This window comes from Pseudomonas multiresinivorans (genome assembly GCF_012971725.1).
Taxonomy (GTDB): domain Bacteria; phylum Pseudomonadota; class Gammaproteobacteria; order Pseudomonadales; family Pseudomonadaceae; genus Pseudomonas; species Pseudomonas multiresinivorans.
Genome location: NZ_CP048833.1, coordinates 1847195 through 1863671, shown reverse-complemented (window position 1 = coordinate 1863671; position 16477 = coordinate 1847195). Strand labels below are relative to the sequence as shown.

Sequence of the window (16477 nt, the reverse complement as noted above, 5' to 3'; positions counted from 1 at the left end):
ATTGGCGCAAGCGCCCTCTCCCGCCGGCAGCGGTCAGGCGCCCAGCGCCTTCTCGATGGCCTGGATCAGCGCCGGATCATCCGGCGCGGTGCGCGGGCTGAAGCGCGCCAGCACGCGGCCGTCCGGACCGAGCAGGAACTTCTCGAAGTTCCAGGTGATGTCGCCGGGGAACTCGGCGCCCTCGCCCGCCAGCAGGCGGTACAGCGGATGGCGTTCCGAGCCGTTGACATCCAGCTTGCCCGACATGGGGAAGCTGACCCCGTAGTTCAGCGAGCAGAACGACTGGATCTCGGATTCGCTGCCCGGCTCCTGCCCGGCGAACTGGTTGCAAGGCAGCCCCAGTACCACGAACCCCTGATCCTTGTATTGCTGGTAGAGCTTCTCCAGACCGGCGTACTGCGGAGTCAGGCCGCACTTCGAGGCGACGTTGACCACCAGCACGACCTTGCCCTTGAGCGGGGCCAGCGGCAGATCCTGGCCGTCGAGACCATGCAGCGTCAGATCGTGAAAAGCGCTCATTGCTTGCTCCTTGAAGAGGTAGGCACGAAGTGCCCGCGCAGGGGCGGAAATGTGTCCGTCGTACTGCGCAATCCCAGTCGATGCGGGAAAAATGCCCTGGCAATCTTTGCAGTTGAAGCCGATTGCATGAGAAAGGCGCCCGAAGGCGCCTTTCCCGATTGAGCTTAGCAGCTCAATGATGGCTACACCCGATCCCGATGAGCGACCGGGGAGTAGCGATCAGTGGTGATGACCACCTTCGCCGTGGACGTGGCCATGGGCAACTTCTTCGGCCGAAGCGTCGCGGATGTCGACCACTTTCACCTTGAAGTTCAGGCGCTGGCCGGCCAGCGGGTGGTTGCCGTCGACGATCACGTCATCGCCTTCGATGTCGCGAATGGTGACGATCTGCATGCCGCCGTCCGGAGCGGAGGCATGGAACTGCATGCCGACTTCCAGCTCGTCCACGCCTTCGAACATTTCGCGGGTCAGGGTGGCGACCAGCTCGGCGCTGTACTCGCCGTAGGCATCGGCCGGCTCGACGGTCACATCCAGCTCGTCACCGACCTGCTTGCCTTCCAGGGCCTTTTCCAGGCCGCCGATGATGTTGTGGGCACCGTGCAGGTAGACCAGCGGAGCGCCGCCGGCGGAGCTGTCGATGACCTCACCTGCGTCGTTGGTCAGGGTATAGTCGATGGAAACCGCCTTGTTGGCCGCGATCTGCATGGTTCGAAACCTATCTGATATAGAAGTTGAGCGCGTAAGTTTACGCGGCGACGCCCCCGAATGCGACCCGAAGACGGACGGACGGGACAACGCGGCCCCGCCGCGCCTGCTTGACTTTCATCAGGACGAAGACGGCCACTGGGTGGCAGTCTTGTCCTGCGGCCACACCCAGCACCTGCGCCACCAGCCGCCCTGGCAGTCGCGGCCCTGGGTGCTGGACCCGCAGCAACGCAAGGCGCAGATCGGCCGCTGGTTCCCCTGCGGCTGGTGCGCCAAGGATTCCGACAGCAACAAGGAGTAGGCATGCCGGCTCGCAATATCCTGGTGATCAACTGCGGCAGTTCTTCGATCAAGTTCGCCCTGGTTCGAGAGGGGCGCGAAGACTTCATCCTCCACGGCCTGGCCGAGCGCCTCGGCTCCAACGGCGCCAGCCTGCGCTGGCAGGGCGAGACCGACGAGCAGCCGCAGACCCTGGAGCTGCCCGGTGGCGACCACAAGGCCGCCCTCGCCCGCCTGCTGCCGCTGGTGGCCCAGGCTGCGCAAGGCGAGCTGCACGCCATCGGCCACCGCGTCGTGCACGGCGGCGAGCGCTTCACCCAGGCCTCGCGCCTGACCGATGAAGTGCTCAGCGCCATCCGCGAGACCTCGCCCCTGGCGCCGCTGCACAACCCGGCCAACCTGGTGGGCATCGACGCCGCCATGGCGCTCTACCCGGACCTGCCGCATATCGCCGTGTTCGATACCGCCTTCCACCAGAGCCTGCCCGAGCGCGCCTACCGCTACGCCATCCCCGAGCCGCTGTACCGCGAGCAGCATGTGCGCCGCTACGGCTTCCACGGCACCAGCCACCGCTACGTCAGCCACAAGGCGGCCGAGATGAGCGGGCTGGCGGTGGGCGACAGCCACTGGCTGTCCGCGCACCTGGGCAACGGCAGCTCCACCTGCGCCATCGCCAACGGCCAGAGCCGCGACACCAGCATGGGCCTGACCCCGCTGGAAGGCCTGATGATGGGTACCCGCTCTGGCGACGTCGACCCGAACCTGCACAGCCACCTGGCGCGCACCCTGGGCTGGAGCCTGGAGAAGATCGACCACATGCTCAACCACGACAGCGGCCTGCTCGGCTTGTCGGGGCTGTCCAACGACATGCGCACCCTGGAGCACGCCCGCGAGCAGGGCCACGCCAATGCGGCGCTGGCCATCGAAGTATTCTGTTACCGATTGGCCAAGTCCCTGGCCTCGCTGACCTGTGCGCTGCCGCGGCTGGACGGCATCATCTTCACCGGCGGCATCGGCGAGAACTCCGCGCTGGTGCGCAACCTCACGGTTAAGCACCTGCACGTGCTCAACCTCGAACTCGATGGCGAAGCCAACGCCCGCTGCATGCGCGGCGTCGGCGGGGCGATCCACCAGCCCGGCCATCCCCGCGTGCTGGTGATCCCCACCAACGAGGAAAAGCAGATCGCGCTCGACACCCTGGCGGTACTCGACTGAAGATTCACCGGTTGCGCCCCACAAGGGCACAAACCACTCCCGCACGGCTTAAGGAGCCCGGATGCACACCTTCTTCCTCGCACCGACCGGTTTCGGTGTCGGCCTGACGTCCACCAGCCTGGGGCTGATCCGCGCCCTGCAACGCGCCGGCCTGAAGGTCGGCTTCTTCAAGCCCATCGCCCAGCCCCACGCCGGGGACGACGGCCCGGAGCGCTCCAGCGAACTGGTCGCGCGTACCCACGGCCTGAATGCGCCCACCCCGCTGTCGCTGTCCAAGGTCGAGCGCATGCTCGGCGACGGCCTGCTCGATGAGCTGCTCGAAGACATCGTCGGCATGTACAACGGCGCCGCCGTTGACAAGGACGTGATGATCGTCGAAGGCATGGTGCCGACGAAGCACGCCAGCTACGCCGCGCGTATCAACGCCCACCTGGCGCGCAGCGTCGATGCCGAAGTCATCCTCGTCTCCGCGCCGGACAACGAGACGGTGAGCGAGCTGTCCGACCGCATCGAAATCCTCGCCCAGCTGTTCGGCGGTCCGCGCGACCCACACCTGGCCGGCCTGATCGTGAACAAGGTGCGTGGCGGCGAGAGCGACGACATGCCCCGCGATGCCGAGGCCGCCGCCCGGCTGTTCGGTGAGCGCCTGAAGGAACATTCTCCGCTGCTGCGTGATGGCGACGTCCGCCTGCTCGGCTGCATTCCCTGGCAGGACGAAATGAACGCCCCGCGCACCCGCGACGTGGCCGACCTGCTGGACGCCAGCGTGCTCAACGCCGGCGACTACGAACAACGCCGCGTGCAGAAGATCATCCTCTGCGCACCCTCGGCGCCAAACACCGTGCATCTGCTCAAGCCCGGCGTGCTGGTGGTTGTACCGGGCGACCGAGACGACATCATCCTGGCCGCGTGCCTGGCCGCCATGAACGGCGTGCCGCTGGCCGGCCTGCTGCTGTGTTCGGGCCTGGCGCCGGACGCGCGGATCATGGAGCTGTGCCGCAGCGCGCTGCAGAGCGGCCTGCCGGTGCTGACAGTGAAGACCGGCTCGTTCGACACCGCCGGCGACCTGTCGCGGATGAACAAGGAAATCCCGGTGGATGACCGCGAACGCGCCGAGCGCGTCACCGAGTTCGTCGCCGAGCACATCGACTTCGAATGGCTGAAGCAGCGCTGCGGCTCTCCCCATGAACTGCGCCTGTCGCCGCCAGTGTTCCGCTACCAGCTGACCCAGCGCGCCAATCGCGCGGGCAAGCGCATCGTCCTGCCCGAAGGCAGCGAGCCGCGTACCGTGCAGGCCGCCGCCATCTGCCACGCACGCGGCATCGCCCGTTGCGTGCTGCTGGCCAAGCCGGACGACGTGCAGGCCGTGGCGCAGATGCTGGGCATCGTGCTGCCACAGGACCTGGAGGTGGTCGACCCGGACCTGGTGCGCAGCCGCTACGTCGAACCCATGGTGGAACTGCGCAAGGGCAAGAGCCTGAACGCGCCGATGGCCGAGCAGCAGCTGGAAGACAACGTGGTGCTGGGCACCATGATGCTCGCCCTGGACGAGGTGGACGGGCTGGTTTCCGGCGCCATCCACACCACCGCCAACACCATCCGCCCGGCCCTGCAGCTGATCAAGACGGCGCCCGGCTACAACCTGGTGTCCTCGGTATTCTTCATGCTGCTGCCCGACCAGGTGGTGGTCTATGGCGACTGCGCGGTGAATCCCGATCCTTCGGCCAGTGACCTGGCGGAGATCGCCCTGCAGAGTGCCGCCTCGGCGCAATCCTTCGGCATCACCCCGCGGGTGGCGATGATCAGCTACTCCACCGGCGAGTCGGGAACGGGCGCAGATGTCGAGAAAGTGCGCGAAGCAACGCGCATCGCGCGGGAAAAACGCCCCGATCTGTTGATCGACGGCCCCTTGCAGTATGATGCCGCCGCCATCGCCAGCGTGGGTCGCCTGAAGGCCCCCGAGAGCCAGGTGGCAGGACGCGCCAATGTATTCGTGTTCCCCGACCTGAACACCGGGAACACCACCTACAAGGCCGTCCAGCGCAGCGCCGACTGCGTCAGCATCGGCCCGATGCTGCAGGGCCTGCGCAAACCGGTGAACGACCTGTCACGCGGGGCGCTGGTGGACGACATCGTCTACACCATCGCGCTGACGGCGATCCAGGCGGACAGCGGCAAGGACGGCTGATAACCCAAGGCACGAGGGATGTGCCCACGAACGCATCACGCGCCCGGCCAACCGGGCGCCTACGTACAAGGACCATTCCTCGATGTTGAGTTTCCTCCCCCCGTTCGTTCGCGGCGTGATCGCGAGCCTGCTGCTGTTCCTCAATACCGTTTGCTGGGCCACGCTGCTGCTCGGCATGACGCTGGTCAAGGTCGTCCTGCCGTTCGCCGCGGCGCAGAGCGCTTGCAGCAAGATCATGAGCCTGATCGCCGAAAGCTGGATCGCCTGCAACAAGGGCTGGATGAACCTGGTGCGCAGCACTCACTGGAACGTCGAGGGCCTGCAAGGTCTGGTTTACGACCACTCCTACCTGGTCACCAGCAACCATCAGAGCTGGGTCGACATCCTCGTCCTGCAGTACCAGCTGAACCGTCGCGTGCCGCTGCTGCGCTTCTTCCTCAAGCAGGAACTGATCTGGGTCCCGATCATCGGCCTGTGCTGGTGGGCGCTCGATTTCCCCTTCATGAAGCGCTACACCAAGGCTTACCTGGCCAAGTACCCGGAGAAGAAAGGCAAGGACCTGGAGACCACCCGCAAGGCGTGCGCCAAGTTCAGCCGTATCCCGGTGTCGATCTTCAACTTCCTCGAAGGCACCCGTTTCACCCAGGACAAGCATGACGAGCAGGCCTCGCCATTCCAGCACCTGCTCAAGCCCAAGGCCGGCGGGATCGCCTTCGTCCTCGACGCCATGGGCGAGCAGCTCAAGACCCTGGTGAACGTCACCATCCATTATCCCGATGGCCGCCCGACCTTCTGGTGCCTGATGTCCGGCAAGCTGCGCTCGGTGGTGGTGCGCTTCGAAGAGCTGGAGATCCCGCGCCAGTTCATCGGCAAGAGCTACGACCAGGACGAGGGCTACCGCGCCGAGTTCCAGCTGTGGGTCAACCAGCTGTGGGAGCGCAAGGACCAGTTGCTGGCCCAGTTGCACCGCGAATTCCCCGCCAAGGCCTGACCCTGCATCATGTAGGAGCGAGCTTGCTCGCGAACCGCATGGCACCGGGCGGTTCCGGTTCGCGAGCAAGCTCGCTCCTACAAAGAGCCAAAGAAAAAGCCCGCCAATCGGCGGGCTTTTTCATGGGCGGTGCTTACTGCTGGTACTGCTGGGTCTGCGCGTTCGGCAGGGCCTTCAGGTTCACCTCCACGCGGCGGTTCTGCGCGCGGCCATTGACGTCGGCATTGGACGCCACTGGCTGATCCGGCCCCATGCCGCGGGTGCTCACGCGGGTGCCGTCGACACCCTGGGAGGTCAGGTAGGTCGCCACCGACTGCGCACGGCGCTGGGACAGGTCCATGTTGTGCTGGCGGCTGCCGGTGCTGTCGGTGTAGCCGACGATCTCGATGCTGTTCTGGTTGAACTCCTTGAAGGAGTTGGCCAGGTTGTTCAGCGGGGTATAGAAGGACGGCGCGATGTTCGCCGAGTCGGTGGCGAAGGTGATGTTGCCCGGCATGATCAGCTTGATGTCGTCACCCTGGCGCTCGACCTGCACCCCGGTGCCCTGCATCTGCTGGCGCAGCTTGGCTTCCTGCTTGTCGGCGTAGTAGCCGTAGCCTGCAGCCGCGGCGCCCACGGCGGCGGCGCCGATCAGCGCGCCCTTGCCACGGTTGTTGTGGTTGATCGCGGCGCCGGCCACGGCGCCGGCCAGCGCGCCCAGGCCGCCGTACTTGGCGGTCTTGCTGACGCCGCCCTCGGCGGGCACCTGGGTGTTGGGATCATAGGGGTTCTGGGAGGCGCAACCGGCCATGAGAGCAAAGGCGGTGGCAGCCGCGACCATGGACAGACTACGTGCGGTGAACATGACGGATGACTCCTCGAATAGCGAAACACCCGGTATCGGGCGGCAAGTTAGAGCTTAGGACGTGCAAATAATTCCCGAGCAAGCTTAAGCACGGATGAAGGGATTTTCCCGCATCTCATCGCCCAGGTTGGTATCCGGCCCGTGCCCTGTGACCACGGTAGCTTCTTCGTCCAGTGCATACAGTCGATCGCGGATCGAACGCTCGATGGTGGCGTAATCCCCGCCCCACAGGTCGGTGCGACCGATGCTGCGGCGGAACAGCGTATCGCCGGCGATCAGCAGCTTGTCCCTGGGGAACCAGAAGCTCATCGAACCCGGCGTATGCCCCGGTGTGTGCAACGCCACGCCACAGCCACAGGCCAGTTCCTCATCATCGGCCAACCACTGGTCGGGCGAGGGCACCGGCGTATAGGGCACGCCGAACATGCGGCACTGCATTTCCAGGTTGTCCCAGAGGAACTGGTCGTCCTTGTGCAGGTGCAGGGTCGCGCCGGTCTTCTCCTTCATCTGCCCGGAGGCGAGGAAGTGATCCAGGTGCGCATGGGTGTGGATAATGCTGACCACCTTCAGCCCCAGCGCATCGAGGCGCTGCAGGATAAGTTCGTGGTTGCCACCCGGATCGACGACGATGGCCTTCTTCGTCAGAGGATCACCGATGATGGTGCAGTTGCACTGCAAGGGGCCGACAGGGAAGGTTTCGCGGATCAGGGCAGGCTGTTCGCTCATCGAGGACTCGCTGGGTGGCGGAAGAACACGACGCCCATTTTCGCCGATTCCGCCCTGCCCTGGCGAGCCGCTCCGGTCGACGGTTCAGTCGCCCTGGCGGTAGTCGGTGGGCAGCTTGCCGGTCCACTTGCGGAACGCCCGGCGGAAGTTCGACGGGTCGTTGAAGCCCAGCAGCAGGGCGATTTCGTAGAGCGGCAGGTGGGTCGTGGTGAGGTACTGCAGGGCCAGGCGCTTGCGCACGTCGTCGAGCACTTCCTGGTAGGTGGTGCCCAGGTTGGAAAGATGCCGACGCAGGCTGCGGCCGCTGGTGTGCAAGTCCGCCGCCACCGCCTCCAGATCGGGAAATTCGCCGGGGCGCGCCAGCAACAGGCGGCGGATGCGGGTCAGCAGGCCTTCCTGCACGTCCAGCGTGGCCAGCAGCGCCTCGCACTGCTGCTCGCACATCTGCACCGTGGCCGGGTTGGCCAGCGCCATGGGCCGCGCCAGGTATTCGCTGGGCAGGCCGATGAAGTGGAATGGCTGGTCGAACAGCACTTCGCCGCCGAATACCTCGGCGTAGCGCTCGGCGTAGTCCGGTTCGGCGTAGGCGAAGCCAACACTGACGCCCTGCAGCGGCTCGCCCACCAGGAAGCGAGCGATGGTGTGCAGGCTGGTCATCAAACCTTCGGCGGCGAAGCGGCTCGTCGGTCCGAGGGGAATCGACTCGCTCGCACGCAGGTAGGACACGCCGCCGTCTTCCACCATCTCCAGGTCGTAGGCCAGGCCGAGCACGCGGTAATACTTCAGGGCGAAGGCGATGGCACGCTCGAGATTGGCGCTGGACAGCACGGCGTAGCCGAGGATGCCGTGGGTGGAGACATTCAGCCGCTGCCCCAGCAGCAGGCCGAAGGCGGGCTCGTTGCAGTGCGCCAGGGCGGCGCTGGACAGCTGGTGGAAATCGACGAAGGACAACCGACCGTTGGGGCTCTTCAGTACCTCGGGGCGCACGCGGGCCAGTTCGAACAGGCGCGCACGCGGCACGCCAAGCTCTTCGGCGAGGTCCAGGAGCGCCTGCGCATAGGCGACCGGCACCAGTTCGGCGGTGAAATTGAGCGGTTGCTTCATCGTTCTTCTTATGTTGACCGCTGGCCGGATATGACCGGAAAGTTGGCAGACAATAACCTTGTGACGCTTCCGCTACAAGCCCAGAGTAATGACCATGGACAACCACCACACTGGAGCCGCCATGGCCAGCACCACCCCCGCAGGACTGGAGATCAAGCCCCGGCACATGGACTTCGATCTGCCCGATCCGCTGCCGCGTCACTGGCACGGCGGAGACGCCTTCAAGTCCCATCTGTTCGACGCCATGTCGGTGCTCTTCCCCGACGGTGAGCGCTTCTTCATCGACTCGGTGCGGCAGTTCCGCGACCAGATCAGCGACCCGGTGCTGAAAGAGCAGATCCGCGGCTTCATCGGCCAGGAAGGTCACCACAGCCGCGAGCACCTGACCTACAGCCAGCGCCTGCGCGACCTGGGCTACGACGTCACCGCCATCGAGAAGCGCGCCCAGGCGCGCATCCGCTTCACCCAGAAGAAATTCCCGGCCAAGCGCCAGCTGGCCGCAACCGCCGCGCTGGAGCACATCACCGCGATCATGGCCAACGGGCTGCTGACCGACCCGCGCACCATGGAGGGCGCCGACCCGGTGATGCAGCGCCTGTGGCGCTGGCACGCGCTGGAGGAAACCGAGCACAAGGCGGTGGCCTTCGACGTCTACAACCAGGTCTGCGGCAGCCGAAAGCTGCTGCGCCGGGCGATGCGCATGGCGACCTTCTTCTTCGTGCTGGATACCTTCCGCGGGCTGGTGCACATGCTCAAGGTGGACGGCCTGCTGTGGAACTGGCGCGTCTGGCGCGACGGCATCAAGTGGACCTGGGGCAAACACGGCGTATTCCGCCCGCTGCTGCGCGAATACCTGGACTTCTTCAAGTCCGACTTCCATCCGTGGCAGCACAACAACCTCGATGTGCTGTACGAGGTGCGCAAGGAATACGACCCGCAACCGCTGGCGCACGCTGGCTGATCCGCCCTTCGCTTCGAACACCGCCCCGCCTTGTCGGGGCGGTTTCGTTTGCGGACGCAGAGCCCCCTGTAGGAGCGAGCTTGCTCGCGAAGCTCTTTACTCGGCTGGAGAACCTGGCGCTCATGCGGTTCGCGAGCAAGCTCGCTCCTACAAAAAGCAGGACCGTAGGGCGCATAACCTGGAACAGGTTATCCGCCGGCCGTTGCATGGCGGATAAGGCTGACGCGTTATTCACCCTACGAAAAGCAATACGGCAGAACGAAAAGCCCGGCGCTTGGCCGGGCTTTTTCTTGGGGCGATCAACAGTCACGCATGCAGGAAGCGCAGCGCGTCCGCTGCCGACTCCTCGGGGATTTCCTCCATCGGGATATGCCCCACGCCCGGATAGACCTTCACCTCGATCCCCGGCACGTCGCGCTGCCACATCGGCACATGGCGCGGCGAGATCCAGCGGTCGCGCTCGCCCCACATCAGCAGGGTCGGCACCTTCAGCGCGGCGACGCGGTTTGGCGTACCGGTCAGCTCTTCGCGGTTGGCCTTCACCAGCACGCGGAAGATGTCGATCATCGCGCGGCGATTGCCCGGCCGGCGGCTGATGTCGTAGTAGCGATCGATCACTCCCGGCTTGATCTTGCGCGCATCGCCGTAGACTTCCTTGATGCCCTGGGCCACCAGGGCGCGCGGCATCCACATCGGCATCATGATGCCGGCGCCGGGCAGCACGGCGCTAGCGATCATCAGCGGCACCTTCTGCATGTAGTAACCGGCCGGGTCGATCAGGATCAGCCGCTCGACGCGGTGAGCGTTGGCCAGCGCGTAGTTCCAGGCGATGTAGCCGCCCAGCGAGTTGCCGGCGATGGACACCTGCTTGAGGTCCAGGCGGTCGAGGAACAGGCCGAACACCTTCACCAGGCGCTCGCCGTCGTACTCGCGATCCTGGCCGCCGCCGGTGAGGCCGAAGCCGGGAACGTCGAGGCGGATGATGCGGAAGTGCTCGGACAGCTCAGCGACCCAGCCGTCCCAGGTATGCAGCGAGGCCATCACACCGTGGACCATCACCAGCACCGGTTTGTCGGGGCTGCCTTCGTCACGGTAATGGATGTCGAAGCCGTCGACGTGGATGAATTTCGAACCGGACTCGGGCGAAGCGTAGCGTGCCTTCAGCGCGGCCAGCGGCAGGGGGCCGAAACCATAGCGGGCCAGGCCCTCGGCCAGCGGCGGTTGCACAGACAATGTGGCGGTCATGGACGAGTGACTCCCGTGCTTGTTGTTCTCAAGCCCGAATCACACCACAGCGCCCGCGTCGCCGCGCCCAACCTAGGTAGTGTCGAGGCCCGTCACGGGATGACGCAGCCCGCTCACCCCGCTAACCTAGCCCAACCCGCCCTCGCGCAAGGAAAGCCCGTTCGTGCCGATCCTGACTCGCCGTTCGCTGTGGCCGCTGGCCGTGCTGTTGCTGCTCCTGTGCCGCCCGGCCCTGTCCGCCGATCTCTATTACCTGGGTCAGAAGATTCCCGACATCCAGCGGACCTGGACCAGCGCCGACTACCAGGCGCTGATCGACGCGCTGAAGAAGATCGACGAAACCCAGGTCAACGGCCTGCCCCGGCGCAGCGGCGAGTTCACCGGGCCGATCTACCAGCGCATGGTCAGCGAGGAAAACTTCCGCCCGCAGCTGAACATCTATGCGCCGCTGGAGCTGCGGCAGAACGAGGCGCGCGAGGTGCTGTTCAAGCTCAAGGAGCTGATGCGCCTGTACTTCAACTTCCGCGCCGCCAAGCAGCCCTATGGCGCCGAGGCGCTGGGTCTGATGAGCTACTCGCTGCGTGAACAGGCGATCCTGTTCAATCTGACGGTGGAGTTCTGGATGACCCTGGCGCAGAGCGAGCAGCGCAACCCGGTGCGCCTGCAGGGCATGCAGGAAGCCAAGGCCGCCGCCTCGATGCTCACCAGCAGCGCCCTGGACTACCTCGGCCTGACTGCGCAGTTCGATCGCCAGGACCTGGTGCTCTACAGCGCCGAACTGGCCAAGCAACTGCCCGAGCTGTTCATCCACCTGCCGCCGGAAGTGCGCGTGCAGCTGCTGATGCGCGTGGATGAATTGGCGCAGAAGCACGCCTACCCGGAAGTGCGCGAGAACATGCGTGACCTGCTGCCGGTGCTGCAGGCGATCCAGGCGGATGTGCAGAAACAGCTGGCGCCACCGGCCAAGGGGCAGCCGGCGCCGAAAGGGCTGGATCTGAGTGCGCCGGTGGAGGGCGAGAAGAAGGGGATGTAATTCCGTAGGGCGCGAGTGTGCATCTGGAGATGCTGAAGCCCAGTCTGGCATCGCAGCCCGAGGCTCAGCACCCTCTCCCCAACCCTCTCCCTGAAGGGAGAGGGGGTTGTTCGGAGATTCATAGAGGATCGCGGTCCTGATGCAACTCTGGGGAGAATCAGGGAGGCAGCGGAGGTAGGGCGTACTGAGGATCAATCCCCTCTCCCGCTTGCGGGGGAGGGCTAGGGAGGGGGGCGCGGCCCACCGACGAGCCGCAATCAATGACCCGCACGGGCTTCGCTAGCGCAGCAACCCCATCTCCTTCGCCCGCGCCACCGCCTGAGTACGACGCTCCACGCCGAGTTTGTCGTTGATGTGCCGGGCGTGGCTCTTCACGGTATGCAGGGAAATGAACAGGCGATCGCTGATCTCCTGGTTCGAGCAGCCCTGGGCGATCAGTTCCAGCACAGCCAGCTCACGGCTGCTGAGGCAATCGGTGAGCGTCGCGCTGCGCTCCGGCGCCGCCGGCAAGCGTTCACGCAGGGCCTCGATGGCTGGCGAGGTGGCCCGCACGGCCAGTTGCTCGCGCAGCCATTCCGGATGCTGCTGCAGCACTTCCTGCAGCGGGATCGTCAGGCCGGCGACCAGGCCGCCCAGGCATTCGCCCAACTCGAAGGAAGCCTCGCGCTCGCGGCCATCCTGCAGCAGCAAGGCAACCAGTTGGCCCTGGGCAAAGCGCGCCTGTAACTGCGCGCCACCTTGCAGGGCTCCGCTGGCCACGGCTCGCAGGCGTGCTTCGGCCTCGGCCATGCGGCCTTCGCGGCGCTCCAGTTGGGCTTGGAGCATTTCCACATTGCGCGGCAGCTGCGGCGAGCATTCCGGCGGCGTGGCCGGCTCGGCGCCGGTGTAGGTGTCGCGCAGACGCTCCAGCCAGGCACTGGCCAGTTCCACCTGGCCCTGGCCAAGCCAGAGCTCGCACTTGATCAGGGTAATGGCCGACAGGTAGTAGACCGGCGGCACGTCCCAGACGTGCATCATCCGCTCGACCTCGGCGAGGTGAGCGAAGGCGCGAGTGTAGTTGCCCAGCCGCCCCTCCAGGCTGGCCAGCACGCAGAAGCCGATCACCAGGCTGATGTCGCGGCAGGCGCGGGCTTCCTCGATACCAGCCTTGAGGCATTTGCGCGCCTCGTCCGGTTGCAGTGCGAGGCTGCGCAGATAGCCCTGGTAGAGCATCAATCGGCCGCGCACCGCGTAGCGCCGCTGCGAGGACAGGCCCGAAAGCCGCGCCAACCCCTGGCGCACTTCGTCCTCGGCACGCAGCACTTCGCCGCGCGCTTGCAGGACGCGGGCACGGTCGTAATGCACCATGGCTTCGAACAGCGGATTGCCGAAGCGCTGCGCCAGCTCCAGCGCTTCTCTGTTAAGGCCGCGCGCGCGCCACAGATCGTCGCGCACGATGGCCAGGTTGCTCAGCGTGGACAGGCATAACAGGCGCGGGCCGAAGCGTTCCGGGCCAAGGCCGTGCATGGCCTCTTCGCAGTGGCTCTCGGCCGCATCAATCTCGCCGCGGCCGCGAGCAATAACCCCGGCCAGCGCCTGCCATTGCGCGAGCAGATCGCGCTGGGCAGCGGCATCGGCGGCTGGCAGGAAACGCGACAGCTGCGCTGCCAGCTCCTCGGCGGCATCCAGCTGGCAGGCCAGCGCCAGCGCCCAGCTGTACAGCACGATCAGGCGCGGCGTGCTGGCCAGCAGGCTGTCGGGCAGGTCCATCTTCCAGCGCAGCAGCGTAGCGACGTTCTGTTCGGCCAGCAGTTGTTCTTCGGACAGGCTCTGAACCAGGCTCGCCGCGACTTCCGGGTGGCCGGCGCGCAGGGCCTGCTCCACCGCGTCGTCGAACAGCCCCTGGGCACTGAACCAGCGGCACGCGCGCAGGTGCAGCGCGGCTACGGACGGCCCGGAACCGGGCAGCGGGCGCGCCAGCAGCAGGTCGGAGAACAGGTGGTGATAGCGGAACCACTGGCCCTGTTCGTCCAGAGGTACCAGGAATACCTGATGCTGCTGCAGGTGACGCAGGATGGAGGCGCTGTCATGGGAGTCCCGGAGGGAATCACACAGTTCGGCGGAAAAGCGCTCGAAGCGCGCGGTCTGGGCCAGGAATACCTGAACTTCCGGCGACTGCTTGTCGATCACTTCTTCCAGCAGGTAGTCACGGATCAGCTCTTCGGCGCCATGCACGGACAGGTCCGGCACGTTGGCCGCCAATTCATCGCCGTGGGCCAGCAGCCACAGGCGCAGGCCGGCGATCCAGCCTTCGCTGCGCTCGACCAGGTTGTCCAGGGCATTGTCGTCGAGCTGCGCGCCGTTGGCGGAGACCAGTTGCGCGGTTTCCTCCACAGTCAGGCGCAGGTCCTGTTCGGAGAACTCCAGCAACTGCCGCGACAGGCGCAGGCGAGCCAGGTGCCAGTCCGGACGCTGCCGGCTGGTGACCAGCACGACCAGGCCGGCGGGCTGGTGGTTGAGCAGGAATTGCAGGCATCGGTCGAGCACTGCGCCCTGGGCCAGGTGATAGTCGTCCAGCACCAGCAGCAGCGGACGCTCGACGGACAGGCTGTCCACCAGTTCATCGAGCAGGTCGTCAAGCCAGGCTTCGAAGGCAAAGGGCTGGTGGCGCTGGCGCATCTTCAGCAGGGCCAGGGCTTCTTCGCCGAGCGTGGGGAAATGCAGGCGGAGGCCTTCGAGCAGGCGTTCGAGGAAACGCCCGGGGTCGCTGTCCCTGGCACTGAGCCCCAGCCATAGACTGTGCCATTGGCTTTCCAGCGTCTGGCAGAACTCGATGGCGAGGGAGCTCTTGCCGAACCCCGCCGGCGCAGACACCAGTATCAGCCGTCCCTCCAGCCCTGCGGCCATGCGCTGGCAAAGGCGCGAACGGGCGACATGGCCATGCGGCAGCGGCGGCCGGAAGAAGCGGCTGCCGGCCGTGCTGGGGGGAACATCGGTCAGTCTTGGCAGAGTCGAGAAGTCGGTCATCGGCCTGGCTCTTGCTCTAGCTCTTATCGCTATGTCGACGAAGGTCACACTGAGGACGGAGCCTAGCCCCTTGCGGGCGGGAATTGAAGCCGATTTTGTTACCTTTGCTCACAAGATGACTGGAAGGCGTCCGACATTCCCGCCTCCATTCATCTGACAGATGATGCCCCATAAAAAAACCGGCCCGAAGGCCGGTCTTTTTTTCACCGCGGAACCACCCGTGGGGATCGGGGGATCAGCGCACGCCTTCCTGGCGAAGCGCTGCCGGGGTGAAGTCGCTTTCCGAGGCGCTGTAGTTGAAGTCGTAGGCGGATTTCTCCTCGTTCTTCAGGCCCAGCACCAGGTAACGACCGGACAGCAGGTCATACAGGGTTTCCGCGGTGTACCACGGTACCTGGTAGTTGTAGTAGTACTGGTTGAACGCCTCGGCAACGCGCCACAGGGTGCCGCGACCGTCGTAGTGGTCGATCTCCACGGCCTGCCAGGTGTCCTCGTCGATGAAGAAGTCACGCTTGGCGTAGATGTGGCGCTCGCCCGGCTTCAGGGTGGCGGTCACGTGCCATACGCGGTGCAGCTCGTAGCGGGCCAGGTCCTGGTTCAGGTGGCCGGGCTTGATGATGTCCGAGTACTTCAGCTTCGGATCGTCCATCTTGTAGTTGTTGTACGGGATGTACAGCTCCTGCTTGCCCACCAGTTTCCAGTCGTAGCGGTCCGGCGCGCCGTTGTACATGTCCAGGTTGTCGGAAGTACGCAGGCCGTCGGCGGCGGTACCCGGGCCATCGTAGGACACCTGCGGGGCGCGGCGTACGCGGCGCTGACCGGCGTTGTACAGCCACGCCAGGCGCGGTTCCTTCACCTGGTCGAGGGTCTCGTGCACCAGCAGCACGTTACCGGCCAGGCGAGCCGGGGCGGTGACGCGTTGCTTGAAGTAGAACAGCACGTTGCTCGGTTTGCTGGCATCGTAGTCCTTCAGGTCGGTGCGGAAGACGAATTCGTCCTGGAAGTACACCAGCGAGTAGGAACCGTTGACCTGCGGGGTCGCCTGGGTCACCAGACGGCGCACGTGGCCGCCACGGTAGCGGGTGATGTGGTTCCAGATGACTTCCAGGCCGTCCTTCGGAATCGGGAACGGGTTGGCTACCTGGAAGTTCTCCAGGCCGTTACCGCCCTGCAGCAGCTTGGTGCTGGTAGCGTTCTTCTTGGTCGCTTCCAGCACGTTCTCCGGCACGGTGGCGGTACGGTGCGTGGTGTAGACCGGCATCTTGTAGGTGTCGGGGTAGCGCTTGAACATCGCCTGTTGGCCGGGGGTCAGCTTGGACTTGTACTGGTCCATGTTCTGCGCAGTGATGGTGAACAGCGGCTTCTCGCTGGCGAACGGATCGCTGAGGAAGCCCTTGCTGTCGGCAGTGCCGGCGTTCTTGGGCAGGCCACCGGTCCAGGCCGGGATGGAGCCATCGGCATTGCCGGCCTTTTCCGCGCCCATCGGGGTCAGGGTGGAGCCCAGCTTCGCCGCTTCATCGGCAGAGACGGCCGCCATCACCTGGGAGGCGATGAGGCTGAGCGCCAGGGCGCCCGTGTGCAGCAGGATCTTTGTTGTTCTCATTCGTTTATCGTCCTCGTTGAGTCTTTGCCCACCGCGGTAACTGCGCTTGCAAACGCGG

General features: G+C 65.5%; 14 protein-coding genes. 6 read left to right on the top strand and 8 right to left on the bottom strand.

Annotated elements, in window-relative coordinates; all coding sequences use genetic code 11:
• Window positions 1-33: 33 nt before the first annotated feature.
• Together G4G71_RS08530 and G4G71_RS08525 are read right to left on the bottom strand one after the other, a co-directional pair.
• A complete protein-coding gene (locus G4G71_RS08530; RefSeq protein WP_024762680.1) occupies window positions 34-519 on the bottom strand; it encodes a glutathione peroxidase in 486 nt (161 codons plus the stop codon).
• A gap of 219 nt (window positions 520-738) precedes the next feature.
• Complete coding sequence (locus G4G71_RS08525; RefSeq protein ID WP_017519102.1) at window positions 739-1224, bottom strand: FKBP-type peptidyl-prolyl cis-trans isomerase; 486 nt, start codon at window positions 1222-1224, stop codon at window positions 739-741.
• Here G4G71_RS08525 and G4G71_RS08520 point away from each other — a divergent pair.
• From G4G71_RS08520 to G4G71_RS08505, 4 genes are all read left to right on the top strand, one after another.
• The gene (locus G4G71_RS08520; RefSeq protein ID WP_169936795.1) at window positions 1193-1525 is read left to right on the top strand and encodes a DUF3565 domain-containing protein; all 333 of its coding nucleotides are present in this window, start codon (window positions 1193-1195) and stop codon (window positions 1523-1525) included. The two genes, G4G71_RS08525 and G4G71_RS08520, sit on opposite strands and share 32 nt — an antisense overlap.
• Before the next feature lie 2 nt (window positions 1526-1527).
• Window positions 1528-2718, top strand: coding sequence for an acetate kinase (locus G4G71_RS08515; RefSeq protein WP_169936793.1), 1191 nt, complete (start codon window positions 1528-1530; stop codon window positions 2716-2718).
• 61 nt (window positions 2719-2779) lie between these two features.
• Window positions 2780-4906, top strand: coding sequence for a phosphate acetyltransferase (gene pta, locus G4G71_RS08510; protein ID WP_169936791.1), 2127 nt, complete (start codon window positions 2780-2782; stop codon window positions 4904-4906).
• 82 nt (window positions 4907-4988) lie between these two features.
• Window positions 4989-5897: an acyltransferase gene (locus G4G71_RS08505; RefSeq protein ID WP_169936789.1), complete on the top strand. Its 909-nt coding sequence runs from the start codon at window positions 4989-4991 to the stop codon at window positions 5895-5897.
• Window positions 5898-6030: 133 nt separating this feature from the next.
• Here G4G71_RS08505 and G4G71_RS08500 read toward each other — a convergent pair whose 3' ends face one another.
• From G4G71_RS08500 to G4G71_RS08490, 3 genes are all read right to left on the bottom strand, one after another.
• A complete protein-coding gene (locus G4G71_RS08500; protein ID WP_169936787.1) occupies window positions 6031-6741 on the bottom strand; it encodes a YiaD family glycine zipper/OmpA-like lipoprotein in 711 nt (236 codons plus the stop codon).
• An 84-nt stretch (window positions 6742-6825) separates the two neighbouring features.
• Window positions 6826-7467: an MBL fold metallo-hydrolase gene (locus G4G71_RS08495; protein WP_169936785.1), complete on the bottom strand. Its 642-nt coding sequence runs from the start codon at window positions 7465-7467 to the stop codon at window positions 6826-6828.
• Between the two features lie 84 nt (window positions 7468-7551).
• Window positions 7552-8571, bottom strand: coding sequence for an AraC family transcriptional regulator (locus G4G71_RS08490; protein ID WP_169936783.1), 1020 nt, complete (start codon window positions 8569-8571; stop codon window positions 7552-7554).
• Between the two features lie 121 nt (window positions 8572-8692).
• Here G4G71_RS08490 and G4G71_RS08485 point away from each other — a divergent pair, with 121 nt between their 5' ends.
• Window positions 8693-9532, top strand: coding sequence for a metal-dependent hydrolase (locus G4G71_RS08485; RefSeq protein ID WP_024762671.1), 840 nt, complete (start codon window positions 8693-8695; stop codon window positions 9530-9532).
• 306 nt (window positions 9533-9838) lie between these two features.
• Here the strand turns inward: G4G71_RS08485 and G4G71_RS08480 are convergent, their stop codons facing one another.
• Complete coding sequence (locus G4G71_RS08480; RefSeq protein ID WP_169936781.1) at window positions 9839-10777, bottom strand: alpha/beta fold hydrolase; 939 nt, start codon at window positions 10775-10777, stop codon at window positions 9839-9841.
• A 163-nt stretch (window positions 10778-10940) separates the two neighbouring features.
• On the opposite strand from G4G71_RS08480, the gene G4G71_RS08475 reads away from it, so the two are divergent.
• On the top strand, window positions 10941-11810 hold the full coding sequence (locus G4G71_RS08475; RefSeq protein WP_169936779.1) for a hypothetical protein: 870 nt from the start codon (window positions 10941-10943) through the stop codon (window positions 11808-11810).
• A gap of 279 nt (window positions 11811-12089) precedes the next feature.
• Here the strand turns inward: G4G71_RS08475 and G4G71_RS08470 are convergent, their stop codons facing one another.
• Window positions 12090-14816 carry a winged helix-turn-helix domain-containing protein gene (locus G4G71_RS08470; protein WP_169936777.1) on the bottom strand — a complete coding sequence of 909 codons (2727 nt, stop codon included), beginning with the start codon at window positions 14814-14816 and terminating at the stop codon, window positions 12090-12092.
• A gap of 235 nt (window positions 14817-15051) precedes the next feature.
• On the bottom strand, window positions 15052-16419 hold the full coding sequence (locus G4G71_RS08465) for a DUF1329 domain-containing protein (protein ID WP_045210927.1): 1368 nt from the start codon (window positions 16417-16419) through the stop codon (window positions 15052-15054).
• Window positions 16420-16477 lie beyond the last annotated feature (58 nt).